Raw genomic sequence first — 19,909 nt, forward strand, 5'->3', positions numbered from 1 at the left:
TCCACTGACTACAAGGACTCGCCCATGAAAGCGTTCGGCAAAATCCTGGGTCTGGGGCTTCTCGGGTTGTTGCTGATCATCGTGGCGGCAGGCTTTGCCCTGACCCACCTGTTCAATCCCAACGACTATAAAAACGAGATTCGCCAGATTGCCCGCGACAAGGCCCACATTGAGCTGACCCTCAATGGCGACATCGGTTGGAGCCTTTTCCCCTGGCTGGGCCTGGAGCTGCACGATGCCAGCGTGGCGACCCTGGTCACCCCGACCCAGCCGTTTGCCGACCTGCAGATGCTCGGCCTGTCGGTGCGCGTCCTGCCGCTGCTGCGTCGTGAAGTGCAGATGAGCGATGTCCGCGTCGAAGGCCTGAACCTGCGGCTCAATCGCGACAAGGACGGCCACGGCAACTGGCAGGACATCGGCCGCCCGGCCCCCGGCGCCAGCATCACCGCGCAGGCCGACAAGGTCGCCGAACCGGCCGGCGCCGAGGCGGAAGAAAAACCCTCGCAGCCGATCCGCCTGGATATCGACAGCCTGACCGTGAACAACGCCCGGATCGAATTCAACGATGAAAAGACCGGCCGCCAGATCACCTCGGAAAGCATCCAGCTGAGCACCGGCGCGGTGCATGACGGCAAGGAAATTCCGGTCAAGTTGACCGCCTTCTTCGGCACCAACCAGCCGGTCCTGCGGGCCCGTACCGAACTCAGCGGCAACCTGCGTTTCGACCGCGTACTCAAGCGCTACCAGTTCGAAGACATGCGCCTCGGCGGCGAACTGACGGGCGATCCGCTGCAAGGCAAGCCGCTGACGTTCTCGGCCCAGGGCCAATTGCTGGTGGATATGCAGGCGAACGTCGCCGAATGGACCAGCCTGAAATTGTCGGCCAACCAACTGCGCGCCCTCGGCGAGCTGAAGGCCAACGACCTGAACAAGACCCCGCAACTCAACGGCACGCTGTCGATTGCCCAACTGGACCTGATGAAGTTTCTCGACAGTATCGGCCAGCCCCTGCCGACCGTCGCCGACGGCAGCCTGAGCAAGGTCGAGCTGGTCACCCACCTCACCGGCACGCCCACCAGCCTGGTGCTGGATGGCCTCAACCTGAAACTCGATGACAGCAACTTCACCGGTCGCATCGCCATCGAGGATTTCGCCAAGCAATCCTTGCGCGTACAGCTCAAGGGCGACAAATTCGACGCCGATCGCTACCTGCCGCCGAAATCGGCCGACGCCAACAGCGCCTCGAAGGTCCGCCAGGCCGATGTGCTGAATAGCGAAGCCAACGCCATCGCCAGTAGCTCGCCATTGCCGGAATCCCCGACCAAGGGTGCCTGGAGCAGCGACAAGTTGCTGCCCATCGAACGCCTGCGCAGCGCCGATGTGGACGCCGACCTGAGTTTCGACCAACTGACCCTGAAGAAGCTGCCGATCGGCAACGCCGCCCTCAAGGCCACCGGCCTGGGTGGCGTGCTGACCCTCGGCGACCTACGCGGCGAGCTCTACAGCGGCAGCTTCAGCGCCAAGGGCAGCCTCGACGTGCGCCCTGACGTGCCGCGCCTGAGCCTGCAAACGCGGCTGAGCCGGGTGCCGCTCGAACGTATCCTGCAAGCCCAGGGACAGAAACCGCCGGTCAAGGGCGCCCTGACCCTCAACAGCGACTTCACTGCCAGCGGCAACAGCCAGAAAGCCCTGATCGACAGCCTCAACGGCACCGCCAGCTTTGTCCTCAACGACGGTCTGCTGCTCAACGCCAACCTCGAACAGCAACTGTGCACCGGCATCGCCACCCTCAACCGCAAGACCCTGAGTGGCGAACCGCGGGGCAAGGACACACCGTTCCAGGACCTCAAGGGCAGCCTGAACCTGCACAACGGCGTGGCCAGCAACCCGGACCTGAAAGTCAACATCCCGGGCCTGAGCGTCAACGGCAACGGCGATATCGACCTGCGCGTGCTGGGCATGGACTACCGCATCGGCATCATCGTCGAAGGCGACAAGAGCGACATGCCGGACCCGGCCTGCCAGGTCAGCGAACGTTTCGCCGGGATCGAATGGCCGCTGCGCTGCCGTGGACCGCTGGAGCTGGGCGCCAAGGCCTGCCGCATCGACAAGGACGGCCTCGGCCAGGTCGCCGCGCGGCTGGCCGGCAACAAACTGAGCGAGAAAGTTGAAGAAAAGCTCGGCGACAAGGTCAGTCCTGAACTCAAGGACGCACTCAAGGGGCTGTTCAAGCGATGAGAGCCGAGCAGTTTTCCAGCGCCGTGCTGGACTGGTACGACCGTCACGGCCGTCACGACCTGCCCTGGCAACAGGGCATCACGCCCTATCGGGTGTGGGTGTCGGAGATCATGTTGCAGCAGACCCAGGTCAGCACCGTGCTGAACTACTTCGACCGCTTCATGGCCTCGCTGCCGACGGTCGAGGCCCTGGCCGCCGCGCCGGAAGATGAAGTGCTGCACCTGTGGACGGGCCTGGGCTACTACACCCGGGCGCGCAACCTGCAGAAGACCGCGAAGATCGTCGTTGCCGAGCATGGCGGCGAGTTTCCCCGCGACGTCGAGAAACTCACCGAGCTGCCGGGCATCGGCCTGTCCACCGCCGGCGCCATCGCCAGCATCAGCATGGGCCTGCGCGCGGCGATCCTCGACGGCAACGTCAAGCGCGTGCTGGCGCGCTACACCGCCCAGGAGGGTTACCCGGGCGAACCCAAGGTGGCCAAGCAGCTCTGGGCCAACGCCGAGCGCTTTACCCCCGACACCCGGGTGAACCACTACACCCAGGCGATGATGGACCTGGGCGCGACCTTGTGCACCCGCAGCAAGCCCAGCTGCCTGCTCTGCCCGCTGAAAGTCGGCTGTGAAGCCCACATGCTCGGCCTGGAGACCCGCTACCCGATTCCCAAGCCGCGCAAGAGCGTGCCGCAGAAGCGCACGCTGATGCCAATGCTCGCCAACCGCGAGGGCGCCATTCTGCTTTACCGGCGCCCTTCCAGCGGCCTCTGGGGCGGTTTGTGGAGCTTGCCGGAGCTGGACGACCTCGACGACCTGCAACACCTGGCGGCGCAGCACTCGCTGGAACTGGGCGCGCAACAGGCGTTGCCGAACCTGACCCACACCTTCAGCCACTTCCAGTTGGCCATCGAGCCGTGGCTGGTGCAGGTCGAGGAGAGCGCCCATCACGTGGCCGAGGCCGACTGGCTCTGGTATAACCTCGCCACCCCGCCGCGCCTGGGCCTTGCCGCCCCGGTGAAAAAGCTGCTCAAACGGGCAGCCGACGTTTTGAATGCAGGAGAGTCGTCATGACCCGCACCGTAATGTGCCGCAAGTACCACGAAGAACTGCCCGGCCTTGAGCGCCCTCCGTACCCGGGTGCCAAGGGCCAGGATATTTTCGAACATATTTCGCAGAAAGCCTGGGGCGACTGGTTGAAGCACCAGACCCTGCTGATCAACGAAAAACGCCTGAACATGATGAACGGCGAAGACCGCAAATACATCCAGGGCGAGATGGACAAGTTCTTTTCCGGCGAGGAATACGCCCAGGCCGAAGGCTACGTTCCGCCGGCCGAATAATCAGGGCTGGAACAGCTTTGGGTCGTAAGCGACGGTAATAATTAAATATTTTTTGAAATCGCGCTTGACGACCCCTCGAAAAACCAGTTTAATGCGCCCCGTTGCCCAGATAGCTCAGTCGGTAGAGCAGGGGATTGAAAATCCCCGTGTCGGCGGTTCGATTCCGTCTCTGGGCACCACTAATTAGTTTTAGGTGGTGTCAACATCATCTGAAAGCCCACAAGAAACCCGCCTAGTGCGGGTTTTTTGTTGTCCGGATTTTCTTCTCCGTCCGACAACTGTCATGGTCGGCAAACAATACAGTTCGTTGCGCTCACTCCCAACCGTACCGGTACTGGGCCCGCCTGGCTGACTAGTGTGCACCTGTCCTTCAGGCACGCAGGAGCCGAGCATGAATATCGCCAACTGGCTGGATGAAGCCGGCCTTCGATACCCGAAGCGTCCGGCCTTGTTCGAAGGGCAGCAGCTAGTCGCCAACTACGGAGCCTTTGTCGCCCTGGTCCGACACCGGGCCGCTTATCTGATCGACGAGCACGGCATCGCCCCCGGCGATCGGGTCGTGCTGTTCATGAAGAACTGTTGCGAATACCTCGAACTGCTCTACGCCATCTGGTGGGCCGGTGCCGTGGCAGTGCCGATCAACTGCAAGCTGCACCCCGTCGAGGCCGGCTGGATCGTCGGCAACGCCGACGCCCGGCTGATTTTCACCGACGGCGGCCAGGTATTCGCCCCCGAGAGACTCCCCCTGGGGTGCCACGAACTGGACCGGGAGGACATGGGCGCACTCACCTCGATCACTTCGCCGCCGGACACACCTTATCCGCGGCATGCCGACGACCTGGCCTGGCTGTTCTACACCCCCAGCAGCACAGGCGACGCACAGGCGGTGATGCTCAGCCACGGCAACTTGACGGCCATGTCGCAGGACTGTTCGCCCGATCTCGATCCGTTCGACGCCGATGAGGCCGTGGTCTATGCCGCGCCGATGTCTCACTGCGCCGGGCTCTACAACCTGATCCATGTGCGTCGGGCCGCCCGCCATGTCGTCCCGCAGTCCCGCGACTTCAAGGCCGATGAACTGTTCGAACTGGCGAGCGGGTTCGGCAATATCTCGCTATTCATGGCCCCCACCATGTTCACCTACATAGTCGAGCAGGCCCGCCTCCAAGGCTACGACGGCAAGGGCATCAAGACCATCATCTACGGCGACGCGCCCATCTACCCGACAGACCTGCGCAACGTAGTGCTCAGGAACAACTACGGCGAACTCCTCAAGACGGAGCTGCGCCTGTGGTTGAAAGCCAGCGCAAATGACCCCTCCACGCCCTGAAGAACATATTTACGGATACCCGGCCGCCCCGGAGCCCTCCCCACCACAAAAAGGAGCCGTCAGCATGACGCAAGCCAACATAGCCAGCGTTCCAGAAACCAAGAGTCAAGACCTGCAAGCCTACTTCCTGGGCCTGATCTCAGTAGCAGCCTTTGCCATGACCCTGCCCGCGGCCAAGATGCTCGCGGGCGATCTGAGCGCCGTCCAGGTCGGGATCTTTCGCTCGGTGATCGCGGCCCTCGCCGCGATTCCCTTTTTGCTCATTGGTCGCGCCAGGCTTCCGAACCGCTCGCAGATCAAGCGCATGCTGCTGACCTCCACCGGGATCGTCTACGGCTTCCCGATCCTCACGGCACTGGGCATGCAGTCTGTGCCCGTCAGCCACGGCGGCGTGGTCCTGGCCGCGTTGCCGTTGTCGACCGCGATCTTCGGCACCCTGATCACCGGCACCCGGCCGTCCAAGGCGTTCTGGGCAGTCTCCAGCCTGGGCTTCCTGGTGGTCATGTCGTACACGGTGATGAAGTCGAATGTTTCCGACATCTACATCGGTGACCTCGCCTTGCTCGGCGCCGTTGCCCTGGCGGGCTTCGGCTATGCCCAGGGCGGCGCGCTGTCCAAGGAACTGCCGGGCTGGCAGGTGATGTGCTGGACCCTGGTCATCAGCCTGCCGGTGCTGCTGCCGGCCAGCCTGTGGCTCTTCGACAGCAACACCATCGCCCACCTGCCGGGCACCGGCGTCGCCGCCCTGCTGTTCCTGGCGCTGGTCAACTCGCTGCTGGGCTTCTTTTCCTGGAACCGTGCCCTCGCACTCGGTGGTATCCAGCGGATCAGCCAGCTGCAGTTGCTGCAACCGTTCTTCACCTTCGGCTTCTCGATCTGGTTGATGGGCGAAACCTGGAACTGGCTGACACCATTAGTCTGCGCTATTGTCATCATCTTGGTCTGGGTGTCCAAACGTACCTGACTCCTCGCCCGGTGGCCGCGCCGCCCTCGCCCTAGAATGGAATCTTGAGCATGACTTCTTCGACATCTTTTTGTCAGAGCGGTGAATCGCAGCAAAGGGGGGCAGCGCGGGATGAACGTGACATCCATTTTACAGACCATACTGCCAGGGCAATCCTTGAACTGCTGGCACCCAAGCCCGGCGAACTGCTCCTCGATATCGGCTGCGGCGACGGCTACCTGAGCGAACAACTCCAACGCGATGGGCATCAGGTGGTGGGGTTCGACAACGACCCAGGACTGGTCTCGGCAGCCCGGTCCAGAGGGCTGGAGGTACGCCATGGCAATGCCGAACAGTTGTACTTCTACCAGGAGTTCGACGCGGTCCTGAGCTATGACGCACTGCACTGGATGCAGCGCTCGGACCAGGTGGCCATCGGGATCTATGAAGCCCTGAAACCAGGGGGACGTTTTGTCGGCGAATTCGCCGGGGCCGGACACCAGAAAATTCTGCGGCGCGCGCTACGCGACTCACTGGCGCGCAGATCCCTTGACTTCGAAGTCGCCGATCAGCTTTATCTGCCTACCGCCGGGGCTTATCAGCGGGTGCTGGAAAACGCGGGATTCCATGTCAATTCCATTCATTGGTTCGAACGCCCGGCGCCCCTGGATAGTTCGATTGCCCAATGGCTGCAAAAGTTCGGTGCCCGCTACCTGGCCTTGCTGCCCGTCGAATCGCAAGATGCGTTTTTGAATGAAGTGACCGAAGAGTTGGCTGCCGATTTGCTGGACAGCAATGGCCAATGGACACTGGACTGCACGTGCCTACGGTTCAAAGCCGAGAAAAAGTGAACAGGAGGTGTCCATGTCGACGAAAACCACTGGATCTGCACTGAAATCCTTTTATGCCGAACCCGCCGTGTGGCTGAGCCATGACGGCAGGCCACTGCACTGGATAGAGAACATCAGACTGACCATCAACAACTCGGAAGTGGATGACGAGCTGTGCATTCAGAATCTGCAGGACAGTGATGAGGTCATCATCCTTGAAGGCACCATCTTCTCCTATCAGAACCTGAGCGAAGTCATGAGCCTGGAGCGCTACTTCAAACTCTGGCAGCGCAGCCTCGGCTCGGTCTTCCTCGGCGCCTTCATCCCCCAAGCCCAATATGAAAAGCTCAGCTCGATAATCGAAGCGGCAGGCGGACAGATACTACGCAGCACGACCAACGCCTGAGCTCGCGTGCGACGTTCTCAGGCACCGTGTTCGATGGACAGCACCGACGTGATATGCGCCTGGAGAAAACGCTTGAATCCAGGATGATTGCAGTGGCTGACATTGAAGCGGATGTACTGATCATAATCGCCGGTATTGCTGAACAAGGAACCTGGCGCCAGCAGGATGCCGGCGTGATGGGCCTGTTCGACCAGGTTCGAGATATTCACATACCCCGGCAGACGCCCCCAGAGAAACAGGCCATCGGCGCCGTGCTCGTCAAACACCACCCCACAAGCCCCCAACCACTCCCGCGCCCTTGAGCGCTCCTGCATGACCCGCTGACCCAGCGCATCCAGATGATGCTGATAGCGACCGGACTCCAGGGTGTAGGTGACGATGGTTTCGTCGATAGCCGAGCCGCAGAGCAGGTTGTACATTTTCTGCTCGACCAGCCGCTCGACAAAAGCCGGTGGCGCCGCCACATACCCCAGGCGTAGCGCCGGGCTCAGCATCTTGCTGAAACCACTGATATAGAAAGTCCTTTCGCAGCCATCCAGGCTGGCGAGCCGAAGCGTCTGTCGGGACGACAGTACACCGAAAATATCGTCCTCGATGATATGGAAATCATACTGGCGAGCCAGCGACAGCAGCTTGAACCCTTTCTCCGGAGACGTACTGCCGCCGGTGGGGTTGTGCACCAGGGTCTGGGTCAGGAACAGCTTCGGCCGATATTTGATCAGCATCGCTTCCATCGCCGCCAGGTCAGGCCCGTCATCCAGGCGCGGCACGGTGATGATCTTGAAGTCGCGATCCTTGATCAGTTTGAGTTGCAGCAGCAGGTAGCTGGGGTCTTCCACCAGCAGGTAATCCCCGGGTTTCAGGAGAATACTGCGCAGCAGGGAAAACGCATGGGTGGCGCCCATGGTGACCACGATCTGGCTGCTGGAGGCGTTGATATGGACCTCGCGCAATTTGCGCGCAATCACTGCCCGCAGGTCCTGGCTGCCGGCCGCGGGCGCTGGAGTGCTGCAGGAAAGTGTGTTACGAATCAGCCGTCCGGTCACGGAAGCCGGGACCGCGTCGGCCAGCCAGGCCGGTGGCAGGTAGCCTGAGCTGACGGGAATATCGTATTGCGTCGGATCCAGTGCACGAAAGAGAAAACTCGAGTGCTCACTGGAAGGTGGCACCAGCGTGTCAACGTCCTTGAGCGGACCGACCGAATGGCAGGCCAGGATGAAATAGCCCGCCCCCGGACGCGACTCGATGATGTGCTGCGCCACCAGGTCTTCGTAGGCGCTGCTCACCGTGAAGATGCTGACGCCCAATTGCTTGGCCAGCGCACGCACAGACGGGAGTCGCCCGCCCTGGACCCACTGGAAGGATTCAATACGGGCAATGATCGCATTTCTGATCTGGTCCACCAACAGCGTCTTGCTGTTACGGTCTATCTGGAACATGGCATTCCCTTGTTGAAACAGCCGCAGCCAGCAGGCCAGCGCCTCGTGCACCGATAGAAGCCGCAGTATCAGCCATCAATTTGCCCAGCTGCAAGCACTGTATTGGGGCACCAATAGCGTTCAAGAACAGACACATTCCATGCCTGGAAGCCGTTCAATGACTTCGATCAACTGCCAACCCTGTCTCTCGCCCGACGCCTTGTGCGCCGAGCCCTTTATTGAGCGGGCCGCCGACGGCTTCGCATTGGGCGGATTCGCCTGGCGTCACGGTGACAGCGCTCTCGTCCGTCCCGTGGTGATCATCAATGCCGCGACCTCGGTGCGCTGCCGCCATTACTCGCGCTTTGCCGACTACCTGTTTGCCAACGGCATGGATGTCATCACCTACGACTATCGCGGCATCGGCGAATCGCGGCCGGCGACCCTGCGCGGGCTCAAGGCTTCCTGGACCGACTGGGGCGCGCTGGATTTCGAAGCCATGCTGCAACGGGCGGCGCGCGAATATCCCGGCCAGCCCATCGATGTGGTCGCCCACAGCTTCGGCGGCTGCGCGGTCGGGCTGGCAGCCTCGGGCCAGTTGATTCGCCGGGTGGTCACCGTCGGCGCGCAATTCGCCTACTGGCGCGACTATGCGCCCGCCACCCGCTGGAAGATGTTCGGCAAATGGCACCTGGTCATGCCGCTCCTGACCGGCCTCTACGGCTACTTCCCCGGCAAGCGCCTCGGCTGGCTGGAAGATACCCCGGCCGGGGTGGTGCGGGACTGGAGTACGCCGACCGCCCGCTACGAAAAGCGCCCCAGCGGACGCAAGCTGGCGGCGCTGCCCTTTGCCCGGGTCAAGGCGCAGATCCTCGCGATCAGCCTGACCGACGACCCGTTCGGCACCGTCGCCGCCATCGAACGGCTGCTGGCGTATTTCAGCGCCAGCAGCCGGACTCACCTGCGCATTGCACCGGAAGATATCGATGAATCAGAGGTGGGGCATTTCGCTTTTTTCCGCAGCCAGTACCAGGAAAAGCTCTGGCCGATTGCGTTGAACTGGCTGGAGAAGGGGGAGTTGCAGGCGGGAGCGCCGGGGAAGATTGGAATTGCGGCGGCTCACGGAGGATAATTGCCTGCTTACCTCTTTGTGAAAGCACCCGAGTCCATGGCATCCCAGAACAAGCAAGACAAACGCGCGCAACGGGCGAAAGCCAAGGCCAAGCAGAACCGCACCCGCCGCGCCAGCGAACCGGTCGAGACGCTGCCGGTGGATGACGACCGGATCGACTTCGCTTCCGTCGACCTGACGGATCTGTTCAAGAGAATGCGTGACGCCGAGCACGGCGGCCAGTTGGCCATGTGCAGCGTGTTCCTGGAGGACCCGCTACTGGAGCTGGTATTGGAGCAGGAAGGTGAGGAAGAAGCGACGGACTTTATCCTTTCGGCACTGATCGAATACCGCCAGTGGTCCACCGAGGCCACCGAGGAAGCGGCCCTGGCCTGGATCGAAAGCCCGGCCTTCCAGGCCGACTATGTGGCGGCTTCGCAGGCGCTACAGAAAGCCGCCGGCTAACCATACGGCGGCGTCTCTGATTCTTCGCGTAATCGTTCACGACCTTCGCGGGCAAGCCCTGCTCCTACAGGTTCGCGTCGTACACACCCCCTGTGCACGACACCGAACCGCACGCCATGCGCCAAACCTGCGCACGACACCGAACCGCATACCATGCGCCAAACCTGCGCACGACACAGAACTGTAGGAGCAGGGCTTGCCCGCGAAGAGGCCGTCACTATCACCCAAAGCCCCGCAGACAAACCACCATCAATCCATCAGTTCAACACCACCCGCCCGACTTTCTCATGCCGACGACGGCGCGCCACCAGCAGCCCGGCGGCCACCACCAGCACACTGAGCAAGCCCGTGGCGAGAATCTCGACGCGATGGGCTTCCTGGCACAACATCACCGCCAATACCGCCACGATGAACACAATCACCGCCCAGGTCAGCCCCGGGAACAGCCACATCTTGAAGTCGATCTTCTCGCCCTTGGCCATGCGCTGACGACGCATGCGCAGCTGCGACACCGCAATCACCAGGTACACCAGCAACGCAATGGCGCCGGAACTGGCCAACAGGAACTCGAACACCGCTGCCGGCGCGACATAGTTGGCGAACACCGCCAGGAAGGCCGCCGCCGTCGACAGCATCACCGCCCAATAAGGCGTGCCGCTGGCATTGGTGCGCTTGGACACGGCCGGCGCATCACCGCGCTTGCCGAGGGAAAAGAGCATCCGCGACGCGGTATACAGCGCCGAGTTCAGGCAACTGGTCACCGCCACCAGCACCACCAGGTCAACGATCAGCTTGGCATTCGGGATGCCCATGCGATCCAGCACCACCTGATAGGAACCGACCGCCGCCAGGCTCGGGTCATTCCACGGCACCAGCGCAACCACGATAAAGATCGACACCAGGTAGAACAGGCCGATCCGCCAGATCACCGAGTTGGTGGCCTTGGAGATCTGCTTGCCCGGGTCTTTCGATTCAGCCGCGGCAATGGTGACGATTTCCGTGCCCATGAACGAGAACATGGTGGTCAGCATGGCCGCCAATACCGCGCCCAGGCCATTGGGCATAAAGCCCACGGTATCCACCAGATGCGACACGCCACTGACCTGGCTGGTCGGCAGCAAGCCAAAGATCGCCAGCACGCCCAACACGATGAACGCGATGATCGCAATCACCTTGATCAGCGCGAACCAGAACTCGAACTCACCGTAGTTCTTCACGCTGAACAGGTTGGTCGCGGTCAGCAACAAGGTAATGATCAGGGTAAAGGCCCAGATCGCCACATTGGGGAACCAGGCATGGAGGATGGTCGCGGCGGCGTTGGCCTCCAGCGGGATCACCAACACCCAGAACCACCAGTACAACCAGCCGATGGTGAAACCGGCCCAGTGCCCGATGGCACGGTCGGCGTAGGTCGAAAAGGAACCGGTATCCGGCGAGGCCACGGCCATTTCGGCGAGCATGCGCATCACCAGCACCACCAGGGTCCCGGCCGCGGCGTAAGCCATCAGTACGGCAGGACCGGCTTCGGCGATCGCGTGCCCGGAACCGACAAACAGACCGGCCCCGATCACCCCGGCAATCGACAGCATGGTCACATGCCGCGACTTGAGCCCTTGCTCCAGGTTATTGGAATTATGCGTACTGCTCATTGAGGCTACCTTTGCAATGAAGAGCTCGCCCTACACATCGGAAGACCTTGTTGAAGGAATCCAACGGGGGCGTATTTTATTTTTTACGCAAGATTTGCGCCAAAATGTTACAGGACTCCGGTTTCCGTGGCCTGCACGCCCGACCGAAGGATATTCGTAACCTGTTGAGATTAATGGCTATTTGCCAAGACGTTACCGAGGCACCCAAATCTAGACCTGCCGGTCGCACCAGAAACACTCAAAAAATAGCGTAACGCCCCATTTCAGGGCGAGCCTATGCCCACTCAGCGGGTTTACCCTTCCCACCCTTGGCCAAAGCTGGCACCATCGCGCCCTTTTTTAAGCGACTGCCGAGTCAGGAAGACGGATCAAAGGCTCTTTGGTTGTTGCCGTGGCGACAGACTGCTGTGCCGATGCGACAACCTGTCACCCATCCGTCCTGCACCGGCTTTTCCCTATGCTAGCTTGGCGCTCGCCAGGAAGGCCGCCAATAGCAGGAGCACGACAGAACACAATGAGGACCGCACATGGCTGAGGCCACGCCCGCGCTTGAAATCCGCAACTTGCACAAACGCTACGGTGAGCTGGAGGTACTCAAAGGTATCTCGCTGACCGCCCGCGACGGTGATGTGATCTCGATCCTGGGTTCCTCCGGTTCCGGCAAGTCGACCTTCCTGCGTTGCATCAACCTGCTGGAGAACCCGCACCAGGGCCAGATCCTGGTCAATGGCGAGGAACTCAAGCTCAAGGCCGCGAAAAACGGTGAGCTGGTGGCCGCCGACGGCAAGCAGATCAACCGCCTGCGCAGCGAAATCGGCTTTGTGTTCCAGAACTTCAACCTCTGGCCGCACATGAGCATCCTCGACAACATCATCGAGGCCCCGCGCCGGGTGCTCGGCCAGAGCAAGGCCGAGGCCATCGACGTGGCCGAAGCGCTGCTGGCCAAGGTCGGCATCGCAGACAAGCGCCACGCCTACCCCTCGCAACTGTCCGGCGGCCAGCAACAGCGCGCGGCCATCGCCCGCACCCTGGCGATGCAGCCCAAGGTCATCCTGTTCGACGAGCCGACCTCGGCCCTCGACCCGGAAATGGTCCAGGAAGTCCTCGCTGTAATCCGTGCCCTGGCCGAAGAAGGCCGCACCATGCTGCTGGTCACCCACGAAATGGGCTTTGCCCGCCAGGTGTCCAGTGAAGTGGTGTTCCTGCACCAGGGCCTGGTGGAAGAACAAGGAACCCCGCAGCAGGTTTTCGACAACCCGCTGTCGGCGCGCTGCAAACAATTCATGTCCAGCAACCGCTAACGGAGCAACACGTATGCAGACCTACAAAAAATTCCTCCTGGCCGCTGCCGTCTCCATGGCCTTCAGCGCCAGTGCCTTTGCCGAAACCCTGAAAATGGGTATCGAAGCCGCCTACCCGCCGTTCAACAACAAGGATGCCAGCGGCCAGGTCGTGGGCTTCGACAAGGACATCGGCGACGCCCTGTGCGCCAAGATGAAGGTCGAGTGCACGGTCGTGACCTCCGACTGGGACGGGATCATTCCGGCCCTGCAGACCAAGAAGTTCGACTTCCTGATCTCCTCGATGTCGATCACCGAAGAACGCAAGCAGGCGGTCGACTTCACCGACCCCTACTACTCCAACAAGCTGCAATTTATCGCGGCCAAGAAAGACGCCGATTTCAAGACCGACAAGGATTCGCTCAAGGGCAAGATCATCGGTGCCCAGCGCGCGACCCTGGCCGGCAGCTGGCTGGATGACCACCTGGGCGACGACGTCACCATCAAGCTCTACGACACCCAGGAAAACGCCTACCTCGACCTGCAGGCCGGGCGCCTGGATGCCATCCTGGCGGACAAATACGTCAACTATGAATGGCTGAAGAGCGAAGCCGGCAAGCCTTACGAGTTCAAGGGCAACCCGGTCGAAGAGAGCGACAAGATCGGCATCGCCGTGCGCAAGAAGGACGACGAACTGCGTGAGAAGCTGAACGCCGCGCTGAAAGAAATCATCGCCGACGGTACTTACAAGAAGATCAACGACAAGTACTTCCCGTTCAGCATCCTCTGACCTGCCCCGATGGCCGGCACCTCAACGCAAGGTGTCGGCTGTCCCTGGTAAAGCCTGCCTCTGCCCATGAATATCGACCTCTATGGATTCGGCCCGGCGCTCGCCGCCGGCGCGCTGATGACCGTCAAGCTTGCGCTCTGTGCCCTGTGCCTGGGACTGGTCCTCGGGCTGCTCGGCGCCTTGGCCAAGACTTCACCGTACAAACCGCTGCAATGGCTGGGGGGCGCCTATTCGACCCTGGTTCGCGGCATACCGGAACTGCTCTGGGTGCTGCTGATGTACTACGGCACCGTCACGTTGATGAGCGCATTGGGCGAGGTGTTCGGTAATCCCGAACTGGCCTTGAACCCGTTCGCCGCCGGGGTGATCGCCCTGGGCCTGTGCTTTGGTGCCTACGCCACGGAAGTGTTTCGTGGCGCAATTTTGGCGATCCCCAAGGGGCATCGGGAAGCGGGGGTCGCACTGGGCATGTCCAGGGTGCGGATCTTCACCCGGCTGATCATGCCGCAGATGTGGCGCATCGCCCTGCCGGGCCTGGGTAACCTGTTCATGATCCTGATGAAGGACACCGCGCTGGTGTCGGTGATCAGCCTGGAAGAAATCATGCGCCAGGCGCAGAACGCGGTGCTGTTCAGCAAGTTACCGTTCACCTTCTACCTGGTGGCGGCCTTTATGTACCTGGGGCTGACCGTCCTGGCCATGACCGGCATGCATTTCCTGGAAAAACGTGCCGCTCGCGGTTTTGTGAGGACCACATAATGGAATGGGAAGTCATCTTCAAATGGCTGCCGAAGTTCTTCCAGGGCGCGGTACTGACCCTGGAACTGGTGGGCATCGCCGTGGTGCTGGGGTTGATCCTGGCGGTGCCGCTGGGTATCGCCCGGGCGTCGAAGCTCTGGTATGTGCGATCCCTGCCCTACGCCTACATCTTCTTTTTCCGCGGGACGCCGCTGCTGGTGCAACTGTTCCTGGTGTATTACGGCCTGGCGCAGTTCGACGCGATTCGCGAGAGCTTTATGTGGCCTTACCTGCGCAACCCGTTCTGGTGTGCGACGGCGACCATGACGCTGCACACCACCGCGTATATCGCTGAGATCCTGCGCGGTGCGATCCAGGCCATTCCGCCGGGGGAGATCGAAGCGGCACGGGCGCTGGGGATGTCGCGGGCCAAGGCGATGGTCTACATCATCCTGCCGCGCGCGGCGCGGATCGGCTTGCCGGCTTATAGCAACGAAGTGATCCTGATGCTCAAGGCCAGCTCGCTGGCGAGCACCGTGACGCTGCTGGAACTGACCGGCATGACCCGGACCATCATTGCGCGCAACTACCTGACGGTGGATATGTTCTTCACCGCGGGGGTGTTCTACCTGGTGATCTCGTTCCTGCTGGTGCAGGCGTTCAAGCAGGTGGAGCGCTGGATGCGGGTGGATGCCTGCCAGGGGCGGTGAGGGTGTTTGCTGTTGATGATCGAACCGCTACCACGCCTCACCATGCGGCCGATTGAGTAGCGAGAATGATCCTCAGGTCAGCTCTTTGTCCGCGATCATGCTTTCTCTCCTGAACTGCATGATCTCGGGCAGGCTGTCTTCGATCCAATCGACCATTGCTTCCACCTTGGCGGCGGCGGCTTTTCCCAGGGGCGTTAACCTGTATTCCACATAGGGTGGCACTACCGGACGAGAGAGCCGATGGACCAGCCCATCCCCCTCCAGTCCCTGAAGTGTCTGTGAAAGCATTTTCTCGCTTACTCCACCGATTTTTCGGCGCAGTTCACTGAAACGATGAGTCCCCCCCAACAGAACCACCAGCACCAGCACGCCCCACCGGCTGGTCATATGTTTCAGGACCTCTCGTGATGGACAATCGGCTTGCAGGAGTTCGCCGCGACGTACTTTTGCGGAAAAGGTGTGAGGAGGGTTTTCGGGGTAGCTCATGAAACTTACCTTTTTGTACGTACTTACTATTGGTTAGTCCGAATCGTAAGATGACCGTTCCTCCCATTGGAATCAAGGTACTTCTCATGATTGCTGTCACGGGCGCTACAGGCCAGTTGGGCCGCCTTGTTATTGACGAGTTGCTTAAAAGCGTCTCCCCGGACGAATTGGTCGCATTGGTACGCGACCCGCTCAAGGCGCAAGATCTCGGCGCCAAAGGCATCAATGTTCGTCAGGCAGAATATGGCCAACCCGAATCGCTCAATAGCGCTCTGGTCGGTGTAGATCGGCTGCTGCTTATTTCGTCCAGCGAAGTCGGACAACGCAGCGCACAGCATCGTGCGGTCATTCAGGCGGCTAAATCAGCAGGTGTGCATCTGTTGGCGTACACCAGCCTGCTACACGCAGACCGGTCGACGCTGGGCTTGGCGGTCGAGCATCGGGACACCGAGCAAGCGCTGGCAGAGTCCGGACTGGGTTACGTATTGCTGCGCAATGGTTGGTACAGCGAGAATTACACAGCGGGTCTGGCGCCGGCAGTCGAGCATGGAGCCATTCTGGGAAGTGCCCAAGAGGGTCGAATCTCATCCGCTTCTCGAGCAGATTATGCCAAGGCGGCAGCCATAGTGCTGACCCGTGAAGGACAAGCAGGCAAGGTTTACGAGTTGGCAGGTGACGAGAGCTACTCGTTATCGGAACTGGCCACGGAAGTCGCCAAACAATCGGGTAAAGCCGTTGTCTACAACGATCTTCCCCAGGAGCAATACAAGTCAGCGCTCATTGGCATGGGCCTGCCGGAAGGGTTGGCCGCCTTGCTTGCCGATTCTGATGCCGCGGCAGCTAAAGGCGACCTGTTTGATGACTCCCGCCAACTGAGTCGCCTGCTGGGGCGTCCAACCACTCCGATCGCTGAATCGGTTAGCACGGTGCTTAAGCACTAACCGTCGTTTTAGGCCGCCGCATTGAGCGGCGCCGTCGATACCCAGTTATCGAGGAGCCTGGTTTCGCCAACAAGCCGGCTCCTACATATCGCGTGATTGCTTTACATTGGCGCTTACCCGCAAAGATGCCACCCCGGAACCCGCAGCATGCCCGCCATCCTCCAAGGCCCCACCCTGCAAACCCGCTTCACGGCCCTGGACGCATTCCTCTCGGCGCACCAGCACCTGTGGCGCCCGCGCCCGTTCACCCACCTGCATCTGCCGTGGGAAACCCAACACCCGGAACTCGCCACCTGGCTACGCCAACGCAGCCTCGACGATGCCGAAGCCAGCCACAACCACCCGGAACACCTCGCCGCCCCCGCGCCGTTTCCCGCGTTAGCTGCCGAATCCCAGGCACTGGCTACTGTCGGAACACTCCCCGACAGCGCCCTGCCCCCTGCCAATCACCGCCTGAACGTCGACGTCCCCGGGCGCAAATGGCAACAAATCGAAGCCTTCGCCAGCCGCCTGGACTTCGCCCAATCGCCCACCCACTGGCTCGATTGGTGCTCCGGCAAAGGCCACCTGGGCCGCCGTCTACTACAACCCGGCCAACACCTGACCTGCCTGGAATACGACCCGGCCCTGATCGCCAGCGGCCAGCAACTCAGCCAGCACCACCACCTACCGGCCCAACACCTGCAACAAGACGTCCTAGCGCCTGATGCCGCCGCCCGCCTGAACGCCGAGCACACCCCGGTCGCCCTCCACGCCTGCGGCGACCTCCACGTCCGCCTGATGCAACTCGCCAGCCACGCCGGCTGCCGCCAACTGGCGATCGCCCCTTGCTGCTACAACCGCATCAGCACCGCGAACTACCAACCTCTGTCCACTGCCGCCCAAGCCTCGCCCCTGCATCTATCCCTGGACGACCTCGCCCTGCCCCTGAGCGAAACCGTCACCGCCGGTGCCCGGGTCCGCCGCCAGCGCGACACCTCCATGGCCCGACGCCTGGCCTTCGACCTGCTGCAACGCCGTCTGCGACAAACCGGCGACTACTTGCCCACCCCCTCGCTACCCAGCGCCTGGCTCGATAAACCCTTCGCCGATTACTGCCACGACCTAGCCGCGCTCAAAGAGTTATCCACAGTCGGCGAGCAGAATTGGGCGGAATTGGAAACGGCAGGCTGGCAACGACTGGCGCAAGTGCGCAACCTGGAACTGCTACGCGGACTGTTCCGCCGCCCGCTGGAACTCTGGCTGGTGCTGGACCGCGCGCTGTTCCTCGAAGAGCAAGGCTATGCGGTACGCCTGGGCTTATTTTGCGAAAGCCCGTTGACGCCGCGCAATCTTATGCTACTGGCAGAGCGCCATTGACCGCCCTGGCGCACGACGCAGCCTGTGGATAAGTCTGTTGATGCTTTTCCCGAAGACGCCCTGAAAACGCCGCCTACAGAGCAAAAAGCTGACTGATCATTTTTTGTTCACAAAATAAAGCACCGGAAAAACAGATAGTTGCAGCGTGATGAGAACGCGTCCACAAAATTGCATTCTCAGCGCGCCAACCACCAGTCACTTGTGCATAAGCGTTTTAGTCAACAGATATAACGCGCTTTTTTCCACATTCTGAAAACGCCACAACCCCCTGTAGGAGCTGGCTTGCCGGCGATAGCGTCCGCTCAGGCGATGCAAGACTCACTGGCCTCATCGCCGGCAAGCGGGCTCCAACAGGTTCTCGTATTAGCCTGAAGCCCCCTCAGCAATGCCTCCCGAGCGGCCAACACAGCTTGCTCAACCGCCTCACCACCACGGACAGTGCCCTCCAGATAGATAAACGTCAGCTGATGAATGCCGATGGAATTGAGGATCGCCTTTAAATAAGGCGTGAGAAAGTCCGGCTGACGAGCCTGTTCGCCCTGAATCAAGCCCCCTGAACTGACCAGCACAAAAGTCGGCCGATCCTTGAGCAGACCAAACTTCTCCCCCGCGCCGTTCACCCCGAAACTGCGTTGAATACGTACCACATGATCAATCCACAGCTTCATGGCGGCGGGCAGCGTGAAGTTGTGGAGCGGCGTGCACAGCACCAGCAGATCGCTGGTCTCGAGCTCGACGATCTGCCGCTCGGACGCATGGATGGCCACGTTGTCCATGCCAGCCACCGAAGTCACGGCCGTCGCGTAGTCGCTGGTCAAGGCGGGCAGCGGTTCACCGCCCAGTTGGCGATCCATGAGCGTGCTGATGCCCGGCCAGTCGCCCAGCACGTCAGCGGCCAAACGATAAACCCGAGCCGCCTTGCCATGGGAGCTGAAATTCAACAACAGGGCGCGGCTCATACCGCTCTCCCCGTACTGAGATCCTGGGAAAAGTGCATACCTTTAGCCAACAACCCCTGACGAAAATAGAAACGTTGCGCCAACGGCATATGCATCCCCGTGTCGAGCACCAGATAGCGATAACCCAAGGCCCGCGTGTGACGGCGCACCTCCTCCAACAGCCCGGCGCCCAGCTCGCGACGCTGTTGCGAAGCCGTCACCACCAGATCATCGACATAGACGAAGCGCCCATACAGGGTGTTCTCCGTCACCCGAAAGCCGGCCAGGCCGATCACCTGCCCGTGCTCGCGCAGCGCCAACAGGCGAAAGCCCTTCTCGCCCTGACGGAAAACCTGCTCAACAAAGGAATCCGCATCGGTCAGATGCGGCCGCAGCTCCTGCATCACCGCAAAACATTCGCGGCACTGGGCTTTGCTTTCGACCAGCGCGTATTCGAGATCATTACCCATGGGACGTTTCCCCATGCTGGCGCACGCTGGCCGGCACCAAGCGAAAACTGACACCGACGCGGTTAAGGGCGTTCATCAGGGCGATTGCCAGGGTCAGGTCGGCCACTTCCTTTTCGCCGAACACAGCGGAAACGGCCTGGAAGTCTTCGTCCGGCACGTCGGTTGCGTGCACCCGGGTCACGCTTTCGGCCCAGGCCAGGGCGGCGCACTCACGGCGGTCGAACAACGCACCGCCTTCGCGCCAGACCGGCACCAGCAATACCTTGTCGAGGCTCACGCCCAGCTTGATCAGGTCCCGGGAATGCTGGCTGATGCAGAAGGCGCAGCCATTGATCTGCGAAACCCGCAGGTACACCAGGTCAATCAGGTGCGGTTCAATCCCGCAGCTTTGCAGATAGCTTTTAACGCCAAACAGCGCTTTGTAGCCCAGGGGTGCGGCGTCGAGGTAATTGAGACGTTGAGTCATGGTTGGCT

At 61.2% G+C, this 19,909-nt stretch carries 20 protein-coding genes, 1 tRNA gene and 1 pseudogene; 16 read left to right on the forward strand and 6 right to left on the reverse strand.

Going from position 1 to position 19,909, the window contains the following annotated elements; translation table 11 throughout:
* Positions 1–24 precede the first annotated feature (24 nt).
* From M5C56_RS10135 to M5C56_RS10170, 8 genes and pseudogenes are all read left to right on the forward strand, one after another.
* Positions 25–2,238: an AsmA family protein gene (locus tag M5C56_RS10135; RefSeq protein WP_103496796.1), complete on the forward strand. Its 2,214-nt coding sequence runs from the start codon at positions 25–27 to the stop codon at positions 2,236–2,238.
* Positions 2,235–3,302, forward strand: a complete 1,068-nt coding sequence (gene mutY / locus M5C56_RS10140; RefSeq protein WP_103496795.1) for an A/G-specific adenine glycosylase — start codon at positions 2,235–2,237, stop codon at positions 3,300–3,302. The genes M5C56_RS10135 and mutY overlap by 4 nt, the downstream gene beginning before the upstream one ends.
* Positions 3,299–3,571, forward strand: coding sequence for an oxidative damage protection protein (locus M5C56_RS10145; protein WP_100940325.1), 273 nt, complete (start codon positions 3,299–3,301; stop codon positions 3,569–3,571). Before mutY ends, M5C56_RS10145 begins: the two co-directional genes overlap by 4 nt.
* 103 nt (positions 3,572–3,674) lie before the next feature.
* A tRNA-Phe gene (locus M5C56_RS10150) sits at positions 3,675–3,750 on the forward strand.
* Between the two features lie 212 nt (positions 3,751–3,962).
* Positions 3,963–4,808: pseudogene (locus M5C56_RS10155) on the forward strand (AMP-binding protein); the annotation flags it as partial.
* A 157-nt stretch (positions 4,809–4,965) separates the two neighbouring features.
* Positions 4,966–5,865: a DMT family transporter gene (locus M5C56_RS10160; protein WP_103498920.1), complete on the forward strand. Its 900-nt coding sequence runs from the start codon at positions 4,966–4,968 to the stop codon at positions 5,863–5,865.
* 50 nt (positions 5,866–5,915) lie between these two features.
* Complete coding sequence (locus tag M5C56_RS10165; protein ID WP_103498921.1) at positions 5,916–6,695, forward strand: class I SAM-dependent methyltransferase; 780 nt, start codon at positions 5,916–5,918, stop codon at positions 6,693–6,695.
* Between the two features lie 13 nt (positions 6,696–6,708).
* Positions 6,709–7,080 (forward strand): hypothetical protein, encoded by a 372-nt coding sequence (locus M5C56_RS10170; RefSeq protein ID WP_103498922.1) that lies wholly within the window; start codon positions 6,709–6,711, stop codon positions 7,078–7,080.
* 17 nt (positions 7,081–7,097) lie between these two features.
* Here M5C56_RS10170 and M5C56_RS10175 read toward each other — a convergent pair whose 3' ends face one another.
* A complete protein-coding gene (locus M5C56_RS10175; protein WP_152737806.1) occupies positions 7,098–8,519 on the reverse strand; it encodes a PLP-dependent aminotransferase family protein in 1,422 nt (473 codons plus the stop codon).
* Positions 8,520–8,676: 157 nt separating this feature from the next.
* Between M5C56_RS10175 and M5C56_RS10180 the strand changes: the two genes are divergently transcribed.
* Complete coding sequence (locus tag M5C56_RS10180) at positions 8,677–9,630, forward strand: alpha/beta fold hydrolase (RefSeq protein ID WP_103498924.1); 954 nt, start codon at positions 8,677–8,679, stop codon at positions 9,628–9,630.
* Positions 9,631–9,666: 36 nt separating this feature from the next.
* Positions 9,667–10,074, forward strand: coding sequence for a hypothetical protein (locus M5C56_RS10185; protein ID WP_103498930.1), 408 nt, complete (start codon positions 9,667–9,669; stop codon positions 10,072–10,074).
* A 257-nt stretch (positions 10,075–10,331) separates the two neighbouring features.
* Here the strand turns inward: M5C56_RS10185 and gabP are convergent, their stop codons facing one another.
* Positions 10,332–11,723, reverse strand: a complete 1,392-nt coding sequence (gene gabP / locus M5C56_RS10190) for a GABA permease (protein WP_103498925.1) — start codon at positions 11,721–11,723, stop codon at positions 10,332–10,334.
* A gap of 527 nt (positions 11,724–12,250) precedes the next feature.
* Between gabP and M5C56_RS10195 the strand changes: the two genes are divergently transcribed.
* The 4 genes from M5C56_RS10195 to M5C56_RS10210 all read left to right on the forward strand — a co-directional run bounded on the left by M5C56_RS10195 (position 12,251) and on the right by M5C56_RS10210 (position 15,241).
* Positions 12,251–13,024, forward strand: coding sequence for an ABC transporter ATP-binding protein (locus tag M5C56_RS10195; RefSeq protein ID WP_103498926.1), 774 nt, complete (start codon positions 12,251–12,253; stop codon positions 13,022–13,024).
* A 13-nt stretch (positions 13,025–13,037) separates the two neighbouring features.
* A complete protein-coding gene (locus tag M5C56_RS10200; RefSeq protein ID WP_103498927.1) occupies positions 13,038–13,793 on the forward strand; it encodes an ABC transporter substrate-binding protein in 756 nt (251 codons plus the stop codon).
* 66 nt (positions 13,794–13,859) lie between these two features.
* Positions 13,860–14,552 (forward strand): ABC transporter permease subunit, encoded by a 693-nt coding sequence (locus tag M5C56_RS10205; protein ID WP_103498928.1) that lies wholly within the window; start codon positions 13,860–13,862, stop codon positions 14,550–14,552.
* Positions 14,552–15,241, forward strand: a complete 690-nt coding sequence (locus M5C56_RS10210; protein WP_103498929.1) for an ABC transporter permease — start codon at positions 14,552–14,554, stop codon at positions 15,239–15,241. Before M5C56_RS10205 ends, M5C56_RS10210 begins: the two co-directional genes overlap by 1 nt.
* A 72-nt stretch (positions 15,242–15,313) precedes the next feature.
* Here M5C56_RS10210 and M5C56_RS10215 read toward each other — a convergent pair whose 3' ends face one another.
* Positions 15,314–15,727: a helix-turn-helix domain-containing protein gene (locus M5C56_RS10215; protein WP_247263115.1), complete on the reverse strand. Its 414-nt coding sequence runs from the start codon at positions 15,725–15,727 to the stop codon at positions 15,314–15,316.
* Between the two features lie 86 nt (positions 15,728–15,813).
* Between M5C56_RS10215 and M5C56_RS10220 the strand changes: the two genes are divergently transcribed.
* Together M5C56_RS10220 and M5C56_RS10225 are read left to right on the forward strand one after the other, a co-directional pair.
* A complete protein-coding gene (locus M5C56_RS10220) occupies positions 15,814–16,668 on the forward strand; it encodes an SDR family oxidoreductase (RefSeq protein WP_103498243.1) in 855 nt (284 codons plus the stop codon).
* A gap of 147 nt (positions 16,669–16,815) precedes the next feature.
* Positions 16,816–18,027, forward strand: coding sequence for a methyltransferase (locus tag M5C56_RS10225; RefSeq protein ID WP_103498244.1), 1,212 nt, complete (start codon positions 16,816–16,818; stop codon positions 18,025–18,027).
* 302 nt (positions 18,028–18,329) lie between these two features.
* Here M5C56_RS10225 and M5C56_RS10230 read toward each other — a convergent pair whose 3' ends face one another.
* Genes M5C56_RS10230 through M5C56_RS10240 form a run of 3 tightly spaced genes read right to left on the reverse strand, consistent with a single transcriptional unit; the run spans position 18,330 to position 19,901 of the window.
* Positions 18,330–18,986: an NAD(P)H-dependent oxidoreductase gene (locus tag M5C56_RS10230; protein ID WP_103498245.1), complete on the reverse strand. Its 657-nt coding sequence runs from the start codon at positions 18,984–18,986 to the stop codon at positions 18,330–18,332.
* Positions 18,983–19,435, reverse strand: a complete 453-nt coding sequence (locus tag M5C56_RS10235; protein WP_103498246.1) for a GNAT family N-acetyltransferase — start codon at positions 19,433–19,435, stop codon at positions 18,983–18,985. The genes M5C56_RS10230 and M5C56_RS10235 overlap by 4 nt, the downstream gene beginning before the upstream one ends.
* Positions 19,428–19,901, reverse strand: coding sequence for a carboxymuconolactone decarboxylase family protein (locus tag M5C56_RS10240; RefSeq protein ID WP_103498251.1), 474 nt, complete (start codon positions 19,899–19,901; stop codon positions 19,428–19,430). The genes M5C56_RS10235 and M5C56_RS10240 overlap by 8 nt, the downstream gene beginning before the upstream one ends.
* Between the last annotated feature and the right edge of the window lie 8 nt (positions 19,902–19,909).

This window comes from Pseudomonas sp. MWU13-2862 (assembly GCF_023242495.1).
GTDB lineage: Bacteria > Pseudomonadota > Gammaproteobacteria > Pseudomonadales > Pseudomonadaceae > Aquipseudomonas > Aquipseudomonas gingeri_D.

What these genes read in the sequence shown, in the direction of transcription:
- M5C56_RS10135 (WP_103496796.1), top strand. Translation starts at nt 25, where the DNA reads ATGAAAGCGTTCGGCAAAATCCTGGGTCTGGGGCTTCTCGGGTTGTTG.
- mutY (WP_103496795.1), top strand. Translation starts at nt 2,235, where the DNA reads ATGAGAGCCGAGCAGTTTTCCAGCGCCGTGCTGGACTGGTACGACCGT.
- M5C56_RS10145 (WP_100940325.1), top strand. Translation starts at nt 3,299, where the DNA reads ATGACCCGCACCGTAATGTGCCGCAAGTACCACGAAGAACTGCCCGGC.
- M5C56_RS10160 (WP_103498920.1), top strand. Translation starts at nt 4,966, where the DNA reads ATGACGCAAGCCAACATAGCCAGCGTTCCAGAAACCAAGAGTCAAGAC.
- M5C56_RS10165 (WP_103498921.1), top strand. Translation starts at nt 5,916, where the DNA reads ATGACTTCTTCGACATCTTTTTGTCAGAGCGGTGAATCGCAGCAAAGG.
- M5C56_RS10170 (WP_103498922.1), top strand. Translation starts at nt 6,709, where the DNA reads ATGTCGACGAAAACCACTGGATCTGCACTGAAATCCTTTTATGCCGAA.
- M5C56_RS10175 (WP_152737806.1), bottom strand. Translation starts at nt 8,519, where the DNA reads ATGTTCCAGATAGACCGTAACAGCAAGACGCTGTTGGTGGACCAGATC.
- M5C56_RS10180 (WP_103498924.1), top strand. Translation starts at nt 8,677, where the DNA reads ATGACTTCGATCAACTGCCAACCCTGTCTCTCGCCCGACGCCTTGTGC.
- M5C56_RS10185 (WP_103498930.1), top strand. Translation starts at nt 9,667, where the DNA reads ATGGCATCCCAGAACAAGCAAGACAAACGCGCGCAACGGGCGAAAGCC.
- gabP (WP_103498925.1), bottom strand. Translation starts at nt 11,723, where the DNA reads ATGAGCAGTACGCATAATTCCAATAACCTGGAGCAAGGGCTCAAGTCG.
- M5C56_RS10195 (WP_103498926.1), top strand. Translation starts at nt 12,251, where the DNA reads ATGGCTGAGGCCACGCCCGCGCTTGAAATCCGCAACTTGCACAAACGC.
- M5C56_RS10200 (WP_103498927.1), top strand. Translation starts at nt 13,038, where the DNA reads ATGCAGACCTACAAAAAATTCCTCCTGGCCGCTGCCGTCTCCATGGCC.
- M5C56_RS10205 (WP_103498928.1), top strand. Translation starts at nt 13,860, where the DNA reads ATGAATATCGACCTCTATGGATTCGGCCCGGCGCTCGCCGCCGGCGCG.
- M5C56_RS10210 (WP_103498929.1), top strand. Translation starts at nt 14,552, where the DNA reads ATGGAATGGGAAGTCATCTTCAAATGGCTGCCGAAGTTCTTCCAGGGC.
- M5C56_RS10215 (WP_247263115.1), bottom strand. Translation starts at nt 15,727, where the DNA reads ATGAGCTACCCCGAAAACCCTCCTCACACCTTTTCCGCAAAAGTACGT.
- M5C56_RS10220 (WP_103498243.1), top strand. Translation starts at nt 15,814, where the DNA reads ATGATTGCTGTCACGGGCGCTACAGGCCAGTTGGGCCGCCTTGTTATT.
- M5C56_RS10225 (WP_103498244.1), top strand. Translation starts at nt 16,816, where the DNA reads ATGCCCGCCATCCTCCAAGGCCCCACCCTGCAAACCCGCTTCACGGCC.
- M5C56_RS10230 (WP_103498245.1), bottom strand. Translation starts at nt 18,986, where the DNA reads ATGAGCCGCGCCCTGTTGTTGAATTTCAGCTCCCATGGCAAGGCGGCT.
- M5C56_RS10235 (WP_103498246.1), bottom strand. Translation starts at nt 19,435, where the DNA reads ATGGGTAATGATCTCGAATACGCGCTGGTCGAAAGCAAAGCCCAGTGC.
- M5C56_RS10240 (WP_103498251.1), bottom strand. Translation starts at nt 19,901, where the DNA reads ATGACTCAACGTCTCAATTACCTCGACGCCGCACCCCTGGGCTACAAA.